This window comes from Pseudoalteromonas distincta (genome assembly GCF_005877035.1).
Classification (GTDB): domain Bacteria; phylum Pseudomonadota; class Gammaproteobacteria; order Enterobacterales; family Alteromonadaceae; genus Pseudoalteromonas; species Pseudoalteromonas distincta.
This window is the reverse complement of record NZ_CP040558.1, coordinates 3,065,024-3,079,599: the sequence shown is the minus strand read 5'-3', so window position 1 is coordinate 3,079,599 and position 14,576 is coordinate 3,065,024. Positions and strand designations below refer to the sequence as shown.

The 14,576-nt window shown below is 39.0% G+C and carries 12 protein-coding genes; 10 read left to right on the top strand and 2 right to left on the bottom strand.

Going from position 1 to position 14,576, the window contains the following annotated elements; translation table 11 throughout:
* Window positions 1-84: 84 nt before the first annotated feature.
* The 7 genes from FFU37_RS13760 (at window position 85) to FFU37_RS13730 (ending at window position 8,732) form a co-directional block, all read left to right on the top strand.
* On the top strand, window positions 85-2,319 hold the full coding sequence (locus tag FFU37_RS13760) for an ABC transporter permease subunit (RefSeq protein WP_033020494.1): 2,235 nt from the start codon (window positions 85-87) through the stop codon (window positions 2,317-2,319).
* Between the two features lie 15 nt (window positions 2,320-2,334).
* Window positions 2,335-3,984 (top strand): phosphate ABC transporter permease PstA, encoded by a 1,650-nt coding sequence (gene pstA, locus FFU37_RS13755; RefSeq protein ID WP_002957841.1) that lies wholly within the window; start codon window positions 2,335-2,337, stop codon window positions 3,982-3,984.
* Between the two features lie 27 nt (window positions 3,985-4,011).
* The gene (pstB, locus tag FFU37_RS13750) at window positions 4,012-4,839 is read left to right on the top strand and encodes a phosphate ABC transporter ATP-binding protein PstB (protein WP_002957840.1); all 828 of its coding nucleotides are present in this window, start codon (window positions 4,012-4,014) and stop codon (window positions 4,837-4,839) included.
* A 46-nt stretch (window positions 4,840-4,885) separates the two neighbouring features.
* A complete protein-coding gene (phoU, locus tag FFU37_RS13745) occupies window positions 4,886-5,587 on the top strand; it encodes a phosphate signaling complex protein PhoU (RefSeq protein ID WP_007586465.1) in 702 nt (233 codons plus the stop codon).
* Window positions 5,588-5,737: 150 nt separating this feature from the next.
* Window positions 5,738-6,415 carry a TIGR00153 family protein gene (locus FFU37_RS13740; protein WP_002957838.1) on the top strand — a complete coding sequence of 226 codons (678 nt, stop codon included), beginning with the start codon at window positions 5,738-5,740 and terminating at the stop codon, window positions 6,413-6,415.
* 39 nt (window positions 6,416-6,454) lie between these two features.
* The gene (locus FFU37_RS13735) at window positions 6,455-7,723 is read left to right on the top strand and encodes an inorganic phosphate transporter (RefSeq protein WP_024597536.1); all 1,269 of its coding nucleotides are present in this window, start codon (window positions 6,455-6,457) and stop codon (window positions 7,721-7,723) included.
* Window positions 7,724-7,805: 82 nt separating this feature from the next.
* A complete protein-coding gene (locus FFU37_RS13730) occupies window positions 7,806-8,732 on the top strand; it encodes a hydrogen peroxide-inducible genes activator (protein ID WP_002957836.1) in 927 nt (308 codons plus the stop codon).
* Window positions 8,733-8,750: 18 nt separating this feature from the next.
* Here FFU37_RS13730 and FFU37_RS13725 read toward each other — a convergent pair whose 3' ends face one another.
* Complete coding sequence (locus FFU37_RS13725) at window positions 8,751-8,963, bottom strand: hypothetical protein (protein WP_002957835.1); 213 nt, start codon at window positions 8,961-8,963, stop codon at window positions 8,751-8,753.
* Window positions 8,964-9,154: 191 nt separating this feature from the next.
* Window positions 9,155-11,686 (bottom strand): two-component system response regulator, encoded by a 2,532-nt coding sequence (locus FFU37_RS13720; protein WP_138489723.1) that lies wholly within the window; start codon window positions 11,684-11,686, stop codon window positions 9,155-9,157.
* A gap of 186 nt (window positions 11,687-11,872) precedes the next feature.
* On the opposite strand from FFU37_RS13720, the gene queA reads away from it, so the two are divergent.
* The 3 genes from queA (at window position 11,873) to yajC (ending at window position 14,576) form a co-directional block, all read left to right on the top strand.
* On the top strand, window positions 11,873-12,904 hold the full coding sequence (gene queA / locus FFU37_RS13715) for a tRNA preQ1(34) S-adenosylmethionine ribosyltransferase-isomerase QueA (RefSeq protein WP_002957832.1): 1,032 nt from the start codon (window positions 11,873-11,875) through the stop codon (window positions 12,902-12,904).
* A gap of 183 nt (window positions 12,905-13,087) precedes the next feature.
* Complete coding sequence (tgt, locus tag FFU37_RS13710; RefSeq protein WP_002957831.1) at window positions 13,088-14,215, top strand: tRNA guanosine(34) transglycosylase Tgt; 1,128 nt, start codon at window positions 13,088-13,090, stop codon at window positions 14,213-14,215.
* A gap of 25 nt (window positions 14,216-14,240) precedes the next feature.
* Complete coding sequence (gene yajC / locus FFU37_RS13705; protein ID WP_002957830.1) at window positions 14,241-14,576, top strand: preprotein translocase subunit YajC; 336 nt, start codon at window positions 14,241-14,243, stop codon at window positions 14,574-14,576.

Here is a 14,576-nt window from a genome sequence, read left to right as displayed (position 1 = left end):
AACGTGCTTATTATTACTGCTGTAACATTACTGTCATCTTGATGAAATATAATTTATACAACGTTAAGATTTAAGGGTGTTTTGATGACTTCAAATCCGAATAAACCGACTTTTAATACGGATCGAAGCCGTCTATTTAAAGATCGGTTTGCCAAATTTGGTATAACCGCAGGTGGGATAATGGTATTGGTAGCACTGCTATTAATATTCTTTTACCTTCTTTATGTAGTACAGCCAATTTTTGAATCAGCAAAAGTAGAAAAACGCGATAGCTTTCAGGTCGCTAATTCGCAGCAAATAGCAGGCCTAGGTGTAGAAGAGCAAACTGAAGTTGCTTATTTATTAAGTCAGCAAGGGCAGGTTGATTTTTACAGTGTGCAAGATGGCAGCTTTGGTAAAAAGCTTAAAACATTAAACGCCGAGCTACCAAGTGATGCAACAAGCTTTGCAACTAGCGCGCCTTTTCAAGGGCATTATGCGTTTGGTTTAAAAGATGGCACTGTAATGGTCGTAGCACCTAAATTTTTGGTCACCTTTCCTAATAACGAGCGTAAATTAACGCCTCGTTTAGACTTTCCTCTTGGGGAAATGGCTCTGGAAGTAGATGAACAAGGCGCAGCTATTAAACGCTTTGCATTTAGCCACTATGAAGACAGAACAGCCGTTGTCGCACTTACAGAAGACAAACGGGTGCTGTTTAGCAGTTTTGTTGCTGAAGAGAATATGTTTACTGGCGAAGTTGAGTGGGTTGTTGAGCGCACAGAGCTAGATGTTGAAGGGCGTGTAGATGAGCTATTAATGTCGCCAGATACAACCCGTACTTTTGTACGTTCTGCTAATCAAGTTTATGTATACGATACACGTGACCCAAGTGATGTAGAGCAAATTCAGCTACTTTCAGCTAACGAAGAAAATGCCAATATTGTATCTGCACAATTACTAGCAGGTGCAAACTCATTAATGCTTGCCAATGATAACGGCGAAGTTTCGCAGTGGTTTGAAGTTAACACTGACACTGGCCGCGAATATCAAAAAATACGTTCATTTGAAACGACTAAGCAAAGTAAATTAAATGTATTTACAGAGTTCTACCGTCGTACTTTTTTTACGACCAGCAGTAACGGTGAGCTTGGGGTGTACTACACAACAAGCGAAGCAAAATTATGGCAAGGTAAAGTAAGTGAAGGCGCAATACAAAACTTTGCAATTTCACCACGTTCAAATGCTGCATTAATTTTAGCGGATAACAAACTAACAGTATTAGAAATACATAACGAGCATCCAGAAGTTACTTGGTCAGCGCTTTGGCAAGAAGTATGGTACGAAGGTTACCCAGAGCCAGGTTATATATGGCAGTCAACATCAGCCAGTGATGACTTTGAATCTAAGTTTTCATTAGTTCCAATTTCGTTTGGTACATTAAAAGCAGCCCTTTACGCGATGTTATTTGCAGTGCCTATTGCGCTTTCGGCGGCAATTTACACGGCATACTTTATGTCGAGTAAATTACGTAAGGTAGTTAAGCCTACTGTTGAAATAATGGAAGCATTACCCACCGTTATTTTAGGTTTTTTAGCCGGTCTTTGGTTAGCTCCATTGATAGAAGAGCACTTACCTGCAATTGTTGGGTTACTCATATTATTACCTTTAGGTATGTTAGCGACAGGTTTAGCTTGGACTAAATTACCAACCAAAATTCGTCATCGAATTCCTGAAGGATCTCATTCAATTATCCTTATTCCGGTCGTTTTACTTATTGGCTGGTTTTCGTTTGCGATGAGTGAATTTGTTGAGCTTTGGATGTTTGACGGCAATGTACGTCAGTACTTAACAAATGAGCTAGGTATGACATTCGATCAACGTAACTCGCTGGTTGTAGGTATTGCGATGGGGTTTGCAGTTATTCCAACTATATTCTCAATTGCAGAAGACGCCGTATTTAGTGTTCCAAAGCATTTATCAAATGGCTCATTAGCATTAGGTGCAACACAGTGGCAAACACTAATACGTGTTGTATTACTAACAGCAAGCCCTGGTATTTTCTCTGCGGTAATGATGGGACTTGGCCGCGCTGTTGGCGAAACCATGATTGTACTTATGGCAACGGGTAATACACCTATTATGGATTGGAGCATCTTCCAAGGTATGCGTACGCTTGCAGCAAATATTGCAGTTGAAATGCCTGAGTCAGAAGTAGGTAGTTCGCATTACAGAATATTGTTCTTAGCGGCCTTTGTACTATTCATATTCACATTCATTTTTAACACAGTCGCTGAATTTGTTCGCCAGCAACTGCGTGAAAAATATAGCTCAATGTAAGCGGAGAGACATGACATGGTAAAGCAGTGGTTTAAGTCTGGTTCTCCTTGGATTTGGATGACCGGTGGTGCAGTGAGCATCAGTTTAATTTCAGTTCTAGGCTTATTAGCAATGATAGCCTGGAAAGGATTAAGTTTTTTCTGGCCTTCAGAAGTTGTGCAGTTTGAACTTGAAGGGTCAATTTCAAAACAAACCGTTATTGGCGAAGTTTATGACCGTGAATTAGTACCAAAAACGCGTTTAGCCGCGACAGGTATTGACGTTAGCGGATTTGAAAAAGAAGAAATAGAGCGCTTACTTATTAAAACAGGTAATCGTGAGTATGTAGATTTAGACTTTCGTTGGATATTAGAAACCGACATTAAAAATAAAACAACGCCTGCAACGCTTGCTGTATTTGAGCGTAGTAAAAACGGTAATTTTTATGGTTATGTTGAAAGTGTAATTAAAGATGGTAAACCAGTCGAAGGCGATAAAATTGAAGCTCTACATGAACTTGTAGAGCGTGCCGTGGATTTAAACGACGAAGCACTTGATTTACAAAATGGTGACATTGGGCATATTAACTATGAGCTTGAGCGTCTTCGTTTAAAAGAAAAGGGCTACTTACTAGATAACGCACTCACTGATGAACGTGTTGCTGAGCTTGCTCAAGAGCGTGCTGAATTACGTGCGCAGTATGGTGTACTTGAAAAAGATTTATTTGCACTACGCAAACAAGCTAAACGTGACCACGTAACTGTAAAAGATATGCGCGGTGAAGTAGTTACGATTCCAATGTATCAAGTACTTGATGTTTGGTTTCCAAATGATATGGGTTTTTTTGCAAAGCTAGGGCACTACTTTGTGCAGCTAGGTAAGTTTGTATCTGATGACCCACGAGAAGCAAATACAGAGGGCGGTGTTTTCCCTGCTATATTTGGTACTGTGTTTATGGTTATGCTGATGGCTGTAATAGTGACACCGTTTGGTGTTGTTGCTGCAATTTACTTACACGAGTATGCCGCTAAAAATGCAGTCACTAAGATGATTCGTATTGCGGTGATTAACTTGGCCGGTGTGCCTTCAATTGTGTACGGTGTATTTGGCCTCGGCTTTTTTGTATACATGTTAGGTGGTAGCTTAGACCAATTATTTTACCCTGAAGCGGCACCAACGCCAGTATTTGGTACGCCAGGTGTAATGTGGTCGGCGTTAACGCTTGCTATATTAACTTTGCCAGTTGTTATTGTATCGACTGAAGAGGGCTTATCTCGTATTCCAAGTACCGTACGTGACGGTTCACTAGCGCTTGGCGCAACAAAGGTTGAAACGTTATGGCGCATAATTATTCCAATGGCAAGCCCTGCAATTATGACTGGTTTAATACTGGCAGTTGCGCGTGCTGCAGGTGAAGTTGCACCATTAATGTTAGTAGGCGTTGTGAAAATGGCCCCTACATTACCACTTGATGGTAACTTCCCGTATTTTCACTTAGATAGAAAGTTCATGCACTTAGGCTTTCATATATACGATGTTGGCTTCCAAAGCCCTAATGTTGAAGCGGCACGTCCGCTGGTATACGCCACTGCCTTTTTATTGGTGTCGGTGATTATTACCCTAAACATAACGGCCATTGGTATACGTAACCATTTACGTGAAAAATTCAGATCGCTTGAACACTAATTAGTAAAGATTTTATAGGTAACAAAAATGATTACAGTCGCTCCACAAGTAAACCAAGCTAATATTGGTCAAAAGTTAGACCTAGAAAATTTAACGGATGATCAAAAAGCGCTAGAGATTAAAGACCTCGATCTTTACTACGGTGATAAGCAGGCGCTTAATAAAGTAAATATGAACATTCCTAAAGGCCAAGTAACTGCGTTTATCGGGCCGTCTGGGTGTGGTAAATCAACATTACTGCGTTGTATTAATCGCATGAATGATTTGGTTGATATTTGCCGTATTGAAGGTGAAATATTACTCCATGGTCAAAATATTTACGATAAGAGCGTAGATGTAGCTGCACTTCGTCGTAATGTAGGCATGGTGTTTCAGCGCCCTAATCCATTTCCTAAATCAATTTATGAAAATGTAGTTTATGGCTTGCGCTTACAAGGCATTAAAGAGAAACGTAAATTAGATGAAGTGGTAGAGCAATCACTTCGTGGTGCTGCTTTGTGGGATGAAGTAAAAGATAGATTGCACGATAGCGCGTTTGGCTTATCGGGTGGTCAGCAACAACGTTTAGTTATAGCTCGCTCAATTGCAATTGAGCCTGAGGTACTTTTACTTGATGAACCAACATCAGCACTCGACCCTATTTCTACTTTGGTAATCGAAGAGCTAATAAACGATTTAAAAAACAAATTTACCGTTGTTATTGTTACACACAACATGCAACAAGCAGCGCGTGTATCTGATCAAACAGCCTTTATGTATATGGGCGAATTGATTGAATACTCAGACACAAATACCTTATTTACTACACCAACGAAGAAAAAGACTGAAGATTACATTACCGGTCGTTACGGTTAATTAGCCCGTTATAGCGTGTTGTACAAGATTAAGAGAGAAGGTAACTATGGAACATAATATTAATAAGCATATTTCTGGGCGCTTTAACCAAGAACTAGAAAATGTACGTAACCATGTATTGAGTATGGGTGGCTTAGTTGAGCAGCAATTAAATAGCGCGCTTGATGCGGTGAGTCGTAACGATGCTGAGCTTGCTCAAAAGGTACGTCAGAACGATTACAAAGTAAATGCAATGGAAGTCAGCATCGATGAAGAATGTACGCGTATCATTGCTCGTCGTCAGCCTGCAGCAAGTGACTTACGTTTAGTGATTGCAATTGCAAAAACTATTGCAGATTTAGAACGTATTGGCGATGAAGCTGAGCGAATTGCTAAAGTTGCACTAGACTCATTTACTAAAGATCAACAAGACTTGCTAGTAAATATTGAGAATATGGGCCGCCAAGTTTTAAAGATGTTACATGATGTACTAGACGCATTTGCACGTATGGATGTGCAGCGCGCATTTCAAGTACATAAAGAAGATGCAAAAGTTGACCGTGAATATGAAGCTATCACACGTCAAATAATGACTTATATGATGGAAGATCCACGCTCAATCCCTAAAATTATGGACTTAGTTTGGTCTGTTCGTTCATTAGAGCGCATAGGGGATCGCTGTCAAAATATTGCGGAATACATTATTTATTTTGTAAATGGCAAAGATATTCGTCATACATCTCAAGAAGATATAGAAAAATCGCTATAATTTTTTACCTATTTTTCTTTTTTATTAAAGCGGCTTAGTGCCGCTTTGTGCATTGCAAGCCTTAGTGAAGTAATAAAAAGCGTTCACAATCTTGGTTAATACTGTAAAATTCATGCTGCAAAGCATATCAATTTGATTAAAGGGTCAGTTATGCCTACAAACGCGTTTTTAGGAGTATTTGCAAAATCTCCTATCAAACCAATGGAAGAACACATCAAGAAGGTTCATCAAGCAAGTAAAGCCTTGATACCTTTTTTTAATCACGTATTTAAAGAAGAGTGGGTACAAGCTGAAGAGCTTCGCATCACTATTCGCAATTTAGAACGTGAAGCTGATGATATGAAAAGAGATATACGCTTACAATTGCCACGTGGTTTATTCATGCCGGTAGAGCGTACAGATCTTCTCGAATTAGTAACTCAACAAGATAAAATTGCCAATAAAGCAAAAGATATTGCAGGGCGAGTGATTGGTCGTGAAATGACCATTCCAAAAGTTATGCAAGCTGATTTCTTAGCTTACTTAACCCGTTGTGTAGATGCGACTAAACAAGCATCTAAAGCAATTAACGAATTAGAAGAATTGCTAGAAACGGGTTTTAAAGGTCGAGAAGTCACCTTAGTAGAAAAAATGTTAGTTGAATTGGATGCCATAGAACAAGACACGGACGAAATGCAGATAAAAGTACGCCGCCAGCTACGTGATGTAGAGGGTGAGTTAAATCCAATTGATGTTATGTTTTTGTACAAAATCATAGAATGGGTTGGCGAGCTTGCAGATATTGCAGAGCGCGTAGGATCACGTCTTGAGCTGATGTTAGCTCGTTAATTTAAAATCAGTTCAAACACGAAAGATTAAGGTTTTACAATGGATATCATTGCATCTTACGGCACGGTATTAATTTTAATTGCCGCAGCAGTCGGCTTTTTTATGGCTTATGGTATTGGCGCGAACGACGTAGCGAACGCCATGGGTACATCTGTAGGTTCAAAAGCGCTAACAATCAAACAAGCTATTTTTATAGCGATGATTTTTGAATTTGCAGGCGCCTATTTAGCAGGTGGTGAGGTTACATCAACAATTCGTAAAGGAATTATTGATGCTGCACCATTTGCAGATATTCCGGAATTAATGGTTCTGGGTATGATTTCGTCTTTATTTGCAGCCGGTGCTTGGTTATTAATGGCCTCGTTCTTGGGTTGGCCTGTATCTACAACTCACTCAATCATTGGTGCAATCATTGGTTTTGCGTTAGTTGCAGTAGGTACTGAGGCGATTCAATGGGATAAAGTAGGTGGTATTGTAGGTAGTTGGATTATAACACCTGCCATATCAGGCTTTATTGCATACTTAATATTCATGAGTGCACAAAAGCTTATTTTTAATACAGATGCACCACTAAAAAATGCTAAACGTTATGTCCCTCTTTATATGGGCTTAGCAGGTTTTATCATGGCATTGGTTACAATTAAAAAGGGCTTAAAGCACGTTGGTATAGACCTAGGCTCAGCTGAAGGCTATGCACTGTCAGTAGGTGTTGCAATAGTTGTTGCTGTGATTGGTAAAATTGCCATATCTCGCTTAAATATTGATCCAAAAGCAGATAAACAAATGCAGTTCAACAATGTTGAAAAAGTATTTGCTGTTCTTATGGTACTAACAGCATGTTGTATGGCATTTGCACATGGTTCTAATGACGTTGCTAATGCAATTGGTCCACTAGCAGCTGTTGTAAACATTGTTGAAAACAATGGTGAAATTGCTAAAAAAGCAGCTATTGCTTGGTGGATTCTACCTCTAGGTGGTTTTGGTATCGTTGCTGGTCTTGCTATTTTAGGCAAAAAAGTAATCAAAACAATCGGTGAAGGTATTACACATTTAACACCTAGCCGTGGTTTTGCTGCTGAACTAGCTGCTGCTTCTACCGTTGTTATTGCCTCAGGTACTGGTATGCCAATCTCTACTACTCAAACCCTAGTGGGTGCGGTATTAGGTGTAGGTATGGCACGTGGAATTGGCGCGCTTAACATGGGTGTTATCAGAAACATTGTAGTTTCTTGGGTAATTACATTGCCAGTTGGCGCTGCCCTTGCTATTGTTATTTTCTACGTACTAAGAACCGCATTTGGGGTTTAATAAAAAAGTACTCAAAGACTTTTAGCTTGAAAAGATCTCAATGCCCTAGGTGTTGGGGTCTTTTTATTTGTGGAAAGAAAAAATGACTAACCTTCCAAGTATTAAACAACTACAGTATTTATTAGCTGTTCATCAACATCAGCACTTTGGCAGAGCCGCTAGCGCCTGCTTTATAGGACAATCTACTTTAAGTAGCGCTATTCAAAATCTTGAAGAAACACTAGGCTGTCAGCTAATTGAGCGTGAAAATCGCAGCCTTATGTTTACCAGTATTGGTGAAGAAGTTGTTGAGCGTTCTCGTAAAATAATTAACGATACAATTAGTTTAAAAGAGCTTACAAAAAGCTTTTTAACACCACTAAGTGGTAAGCTGACTGTGGGTGTTATACCTACAATTGCAAGCTTTATAGCGGCTCCGCTTTATCATTTTTGTAAAGAAACCTTTTGTGATTTAGAGCTGGTATTAATTGAAGATACGAGTGACAAGCTACTGGATAAACTTGAACATGGGCATATTGACTTAGCGCTACTTGCACTGCCGTACGAAACAGATAAATTTCATACACAAGTATTGGCAAAAGATCAGTTTAGTTTAGTGCACCATAAGGATTACAGCGCTGCAAAGGGCGTAGTCGACTTTAACCTATTACCAGAGGCTAGCGTATTCTTATTAGAGCGCGAGCACTGCATGACGGGCCATGCGCTTAGTGCATGTCATTTAAACCGTGCCAGTTGTATTAACCCATTTGAAGCTGCAAGCTTACATACTCTATTAAGCATGGTTGAGCATCAGCTCGGGGTGACTTTTTTACCACAGATGGCGATTAATGCGGGTATTTTAGATAATAAAAATATGGTGGCTACACCATCACAAAGTGATGCATATAGAGATATTGGTATCTTGTGGCGTAAAACTACGGGCCGAATTCGAGACTTTAGGCTATTTAGTCAACAGCTTGAGGTGTTTTTAAAGCGTCAATGTAGTTTAGATTTTTCTAAAGCAGAATAATAAGTGAACTAAAGCAGCCTACAAAGGCTGCTTTTGATTTTGAAGATGACTTTCAAAAGGCTCAAGTTCAGGTAAAAATAATAAATAAATCCATACCACCAAGTTAAAGTAAGGCACGCAGCCTAATACAGTAAAAACCTTAACTGGGTAGCCTTTAATATTCGCGTAGCGGTAGCACTGATACGCGATTGCAAAATGTATAATCAGTAATAACATAACTAGTTGTGTCATACCTTCTTCCTTAAAAGCTTAAATAGCTTTGAAACCCACTATAAATATCGGTACTACGCCGCCAAAAGGTAATGTCATGTTTTTAAAGTGAAATACATAAAAAGTCACGACATTTTTTATTTGATGCTAAAAGTATAGGCAAGAAAGGTAATATTGGTAGTAATAAAATGATTAAAATTGTTTAATTTTGTTTATTTTGGGCTAGCTTGTTGTTGGTAAAACGTTTTATTTTTAGAAATTTTTTCGAGTTCATCTTTTACTTTTTCAACAGGTATTGGGCGTGCAATAAAGTAGCCTTGCCCATAATCAACACCAATTTCTTTTAGTGCAAAAAATATATCTTCGTTTTCAACGTACTCAGCTACAGAGCGCTTATCGAGAGACCGACTAATATCATTTATTGCCTTTACTAACGCTAAATCTATAGGGTCATTGAGCATATCACTGACAAATGAGCCATCAATTTTTACATGCTGTGCTGGTAGCTGTTTTAAATAATTAAATGTACTAAATCCAGTTCCAAAATCATCGATAGAAAAATGACAGCCTAAGCTATTAAGCTTCTCAATCATTTTACGAGTGGCCTTTAGGTTATTAATACTTGCAGATTCAGTTATTTCAAAAATTATCCGCGAAGCAGGCACGTTATACTTTTCAAGGTTTGATTCAATTAATGGCAATAAGCGTTCATCTAAGAACGATTGTGCTGACAAATTAATAGCAACTTGGTTTAACTCTGGGTGCTTAGATACACAAGCAATAGCATTACGTATAACGCATTGATCCATCAAAAATGTGTCGTTAAGCATTTCTAAAGAGGGAATAAACTGATTTGGGTATACGAGTTCACCTTTTAGTTTTAAGCGTAAAAGCGCTTCAAAATAAGCAACTTTACACTCTTTAAAATCCCAAATAGGTTGGTAATGCAATTCAATATTATCTTGCTGTAGTGCTTGGCGAATTTCATGGCCCCATTCAAGCCCTGTTTGTAGTGTATTGTTTTGAGCATCTTCTTTTGAATAGCAATGTACTAAGTTACGCCCTAGGTTTTTGGCAATATACAAAGCAATATCGGCTTGTTTTAAACACTCATTAGGGTCGTTATTTTGTGTCGTGATTTGAGTTAAACCAATAGAGCAGCTAATAGTGTATATCTGATCTTCTGATTTAAAAGCATGTTTTTCTATCGCACTACACACACCTTCTGCAATAAGGTGTGCATCCAGTAAATTCATATTGGTAAGTATGACTGCAAATTCATCCCCACCAATTCTGCATACCAGGTGATCGTCGCCAATATTTGCTTTAAATAATTGCGCCACTTCTTTTAAAACTATATCGCCCTGATGATGGCCTTTACTGTCGTTTATTATTTTAAAGTGATCGAGATCAATATAAATAACAGCATGCTCTATGCCATCATAGGTGTATTTATCTTGGCATATTTTATTAAGCTGTTGATCAAAATAATAACGATTATGTAAACCAGTTAATGGGTCATGGTGTGCTAAATGACGTAGTTGAATCTCAGCTTGCTTTCGTTCGTGTATATTGTCGATAGTTGCGGTTATAGTCGCGTTATTACGACTATTTTTTATTAGCTGCAATCTGCATTCAACCCAAATTAAATTGCCATTTTTGTGGGTTAACTTTACTTCTATTTGTTGCTGTTGCTTACCACCGTGTAAAATATCGTTGATAGTGTAGTCAAGCCTTCCTTTATCTTCGTTATTACAATAAGCGCTTAATGGGTTTTGTAGTGATGATTTAACACCAAAACCGCTTAATGTTTCCCATGCGGGGTTAATAAAACGAATATTACCTTGCTGATCGAGCTCTAAAACAACTGTATTTAAGTGCAATAAAATACGCTGATGGGCTGAAAATAACTCTTTATAACGCACTTCGCTCACGCTCAATTGTTCTACTTTGTAAGCAAATTCAGCATAACTCACCATAAAATCTTCACGTCGTGCGGCGTGGTCACACACTTTGTTTAAAAATGAAGGATCGTAAGGGGCTCTAATAAAGTCGGTAACACCCGAAAGCAAAAGCTGCTCAGCGTAATCGGCATCGTCACTTTCTATAATTGTAACAATAGCTTGTTTAGAATTGTGCTGGAGGATTTCTTCAACGAGTACACTCGAGCTCTCTGCACTTGATGTAGTGGCATCGAGTAGCACAATTGAAAACTGCTGTTGGTTATAAGCGTTAAGTGCCGCTTTAGCTGAAGTTACGTGAGTGATAGCAAAGTTTAACTTTAACTGTTCACTTATTTTGTCGGCTGTATTTTGAAGTGGCTCTAATAATAATAAGTTTAGCCGGCTACTTTTTTCTAAGTGAGTAGATAAAACATTCGCAAGTACTTGAGGGAGCATATCTTTGTGCTCAAACGGTAGTACAGCATCTATCCCATAGCTTCGGGCTGTTGTTTCGGCAATCCGCTCACAGTAAATTGGCGGAATAAGTAAGATTGGTGTGTTTTTTGGTGTTTTTAATAATCCTGAGCGGATCATCCTAGAAAAGCGCCAGCCATCAATTTTACCAACATTAATGCCCGTTATTATAATATCAACAGGGTGTTGTTTTAAAAGCTTTAAAGCTTGTTGGCTGTCTTGGGCATCAATAAAGGTAAATACATTTAAGCTATCTAAAGTGCCCTTAATCGCGCGACGTTCAGCACTACTTGCGTTTAATATTAGCAATTTAAGCTGGTTTGGCACGAGTTGAACACCCCTAATATAACTTATAATAATTTAGCCGAACAAGAATAGTGACATTTAACCATAAGAACAAGAGAATTTAATGGCAAACACGCAAACAGACATTATAAGTTTGGCTGATTTCTTGAGCTTAATATCCGATACATATACACTTGGCGCGATTTTAAATGATGTGGATTACTAATTATGCGCGTGGCTGACTTTAGCTTTGACTTACCTGATGAATTAATAGCTCGTTTTCCTAAAGCGGACAGAACCAGCAGCCGTCTACTCACTTTAGATGGCCCAAGCGGAACTTTAGAACATAAAGTGTTTAGCGATATACTTGATTTAGTAAACGAAGGCGATTTATTGGTCTTTAACAATACACGCGTTATTCCAGCACGTATGTTTGGTCAAAAAGCTTCAGGCGGAAAAGTTGAAGTACTTGTAGAGCGGGTATTAGATGAGCATCGCGTACTTGCGCATGTACGGGCAAGCAAGTCGCTTAAGGTCGGTAACGAAGTTATTTTAGAAGGCAAAGCCAAGGCAATAATGGTTGCACGCCACGATACTTTATTTGAGCTTGAGTTCGATCATAGCCAAAACGTGTTAGATATACTTAATGATATTGGCCATATGCCACTGCCTCCTTATATTGACCGACCTGATACCGATGCTGACCGTGAGCGTTATCAAACTGTTTATGGTGAAAAACCAGGTGCAGTTGCAGCACCAACTGCAGGTCTACATTTTGACGATAAGTTAATGACAGCACTCAAAGATAAAGGCGTAAATATGGCTTTTGTTACGCTACACGTTGGCGCTGGTACTTTTCAGCCGGTACGAGTTGATAGTGTTGATGAGCATGTAATGCACTCAGAATACATAGAAGTACCTGATGACGTAGTTGCAGCTGTTGCGCAAACTAAAGCAAATGGTGGGCGTGTAATTGCGGTAGGCACAACTTCAGTTCGCTCATTAGAGTCGGCTGCTAAAGTTCACGGCGGCAAGTTAGATACGTATTTTGGTGATACTGATATATTTATTTTTCCGGGTTATCAATTTAATGTTGTGGATGCCATGGTTACTAATTTTCACTTACCAGAATCAACGCTTATAATGTTAGTCAGCGCATTTAGCGGCCAAGACAATATTATGGGCGCTTACAATACTGCAATAGAGCAGCAGTACCGCTTTTTTAGTTATGGCGACGCCATGTTTTTAACACGTAAGTAACAAAATATTATTTAATACTCAGTAGAATATATTAAAACCCCCAGCTTAGTTGCTGGGGTTTTTGTTTGCGGCAATTGGCAAAACTGAATTTATCGCAGCTAATAGTATTAGTGAGGCAAAAAGGGTAGAATCAGGCGGTTAAATTATAGCTTGTTGGACTGTTTTTCCGACATTGAGGATGATATGAAATTTGAATTAGATTGTACTGACGGAAAAGCGCGCCGCGGCCGCTTAATTTTTGACCGTGGTGTAATAGAAACACCTGCTTTTATGCCTGTTGGTACTTACGGTACTGTAAAAGGTATGACGCCAGATGAAGTTAAAGCCACTGGTGCGCAAATATGTTTAGGTAATACCTTTCATTTAATGCTTCGCCCAGGTACTGAGATCATTAAACAACATGGTGATTTACACGACTTTATGAATTGGGACTTCCCAATTTTAACTGACTCAGGCGGTTTTCAAGTATTTAGCTTAGGCGCAATGCGCAAAATCACTGAAGAAGGCGTTTTATTTCAATCTCCAGTAAATGGTGATGAAATTATGATGTCGCCTGAAAAGTCGATGGAAGTACAGCGTGACTTAGGTTCAGACATCGTTATGATTTTTGACGAGTGTACGCCATACCCAGCGACTGAAAAAGAAGCTAAAGATTCTATGGAGTTATCTCTTCGTTGGGCTAAGCGCTCAAAAGAAGGGCATGGCGATAATCCATCTGCTTTATTTGGTATTATCCAAGGTGGTATGTACCCAGAATTACGTGCACAATCACAAGCTGGTCTTGAAGAAATTGGTTTTGACGGTTATGCATTAGGCGGCCTATCAGTAGGTGAGCCTAAAAACGAAATGATGAATATCCTTGATCATTGTGCGTTTAAAATGCCAGAAGACAAGCCTCGTTACCTTATGGGTGTAGGCAAGCCAGAAGACTTAGTTGAGTCGGTTCGCCGTGGTATTGATATGTTTGACTGTGTTATGCCAACACGTAATGCGCGTAACGGCCATTTATTTATTACCACGGGTGTAGTAAAAATACGTAACGCAGTGCATAAAACAGATACAGGGCCACTTGACCCTGAGTGTGATTGCCATACGTGTAAAAACTATTCACGAGCTTATTTGCATCACCTTGATAAATGTAACGAAATTTTAGGGGCGCGACTAAACACAATTCATAACTTACGTTACTATCAACGTGTTATGGAAGGTTTACGTAATGCAATTAGCGAAGGTAAATTAGAAGAATTTGTACAAGATTTTTATGCTCGCCGAGGCCAAGATGTGCCAGAGTTAGCAGATATAAAAAATTAAACTTTAAAATTAAAGAGGAAGTATCATGAGTTTATTTATTTCAAATGCACACGCAGCAGCTGGTCAACCTGCGGCAGGCGGTGGTTGGGAAATGCTAATAATGTTAGCTATTTTCGGTTTGGTTTTTTACTTTTTAATCTACCGCCCACAAGCTAAGCGCGTTAAAGAGCACAAAAGCTTAATGAGTATGATGGCTAAAGGTGATGAAGTACTTACCCAAGGCGGTTTAGTGGGTAAAATTGTGAAAATTTCTGAAGAGAAAGATTTCATCGTTATCTCTTTAAACGAGCAAGCAGAAGTTACAGTACAAAAATCTGCAGTATCTGCAGTATTGCCAAAAGGCACAATGAAGTCGCTATAA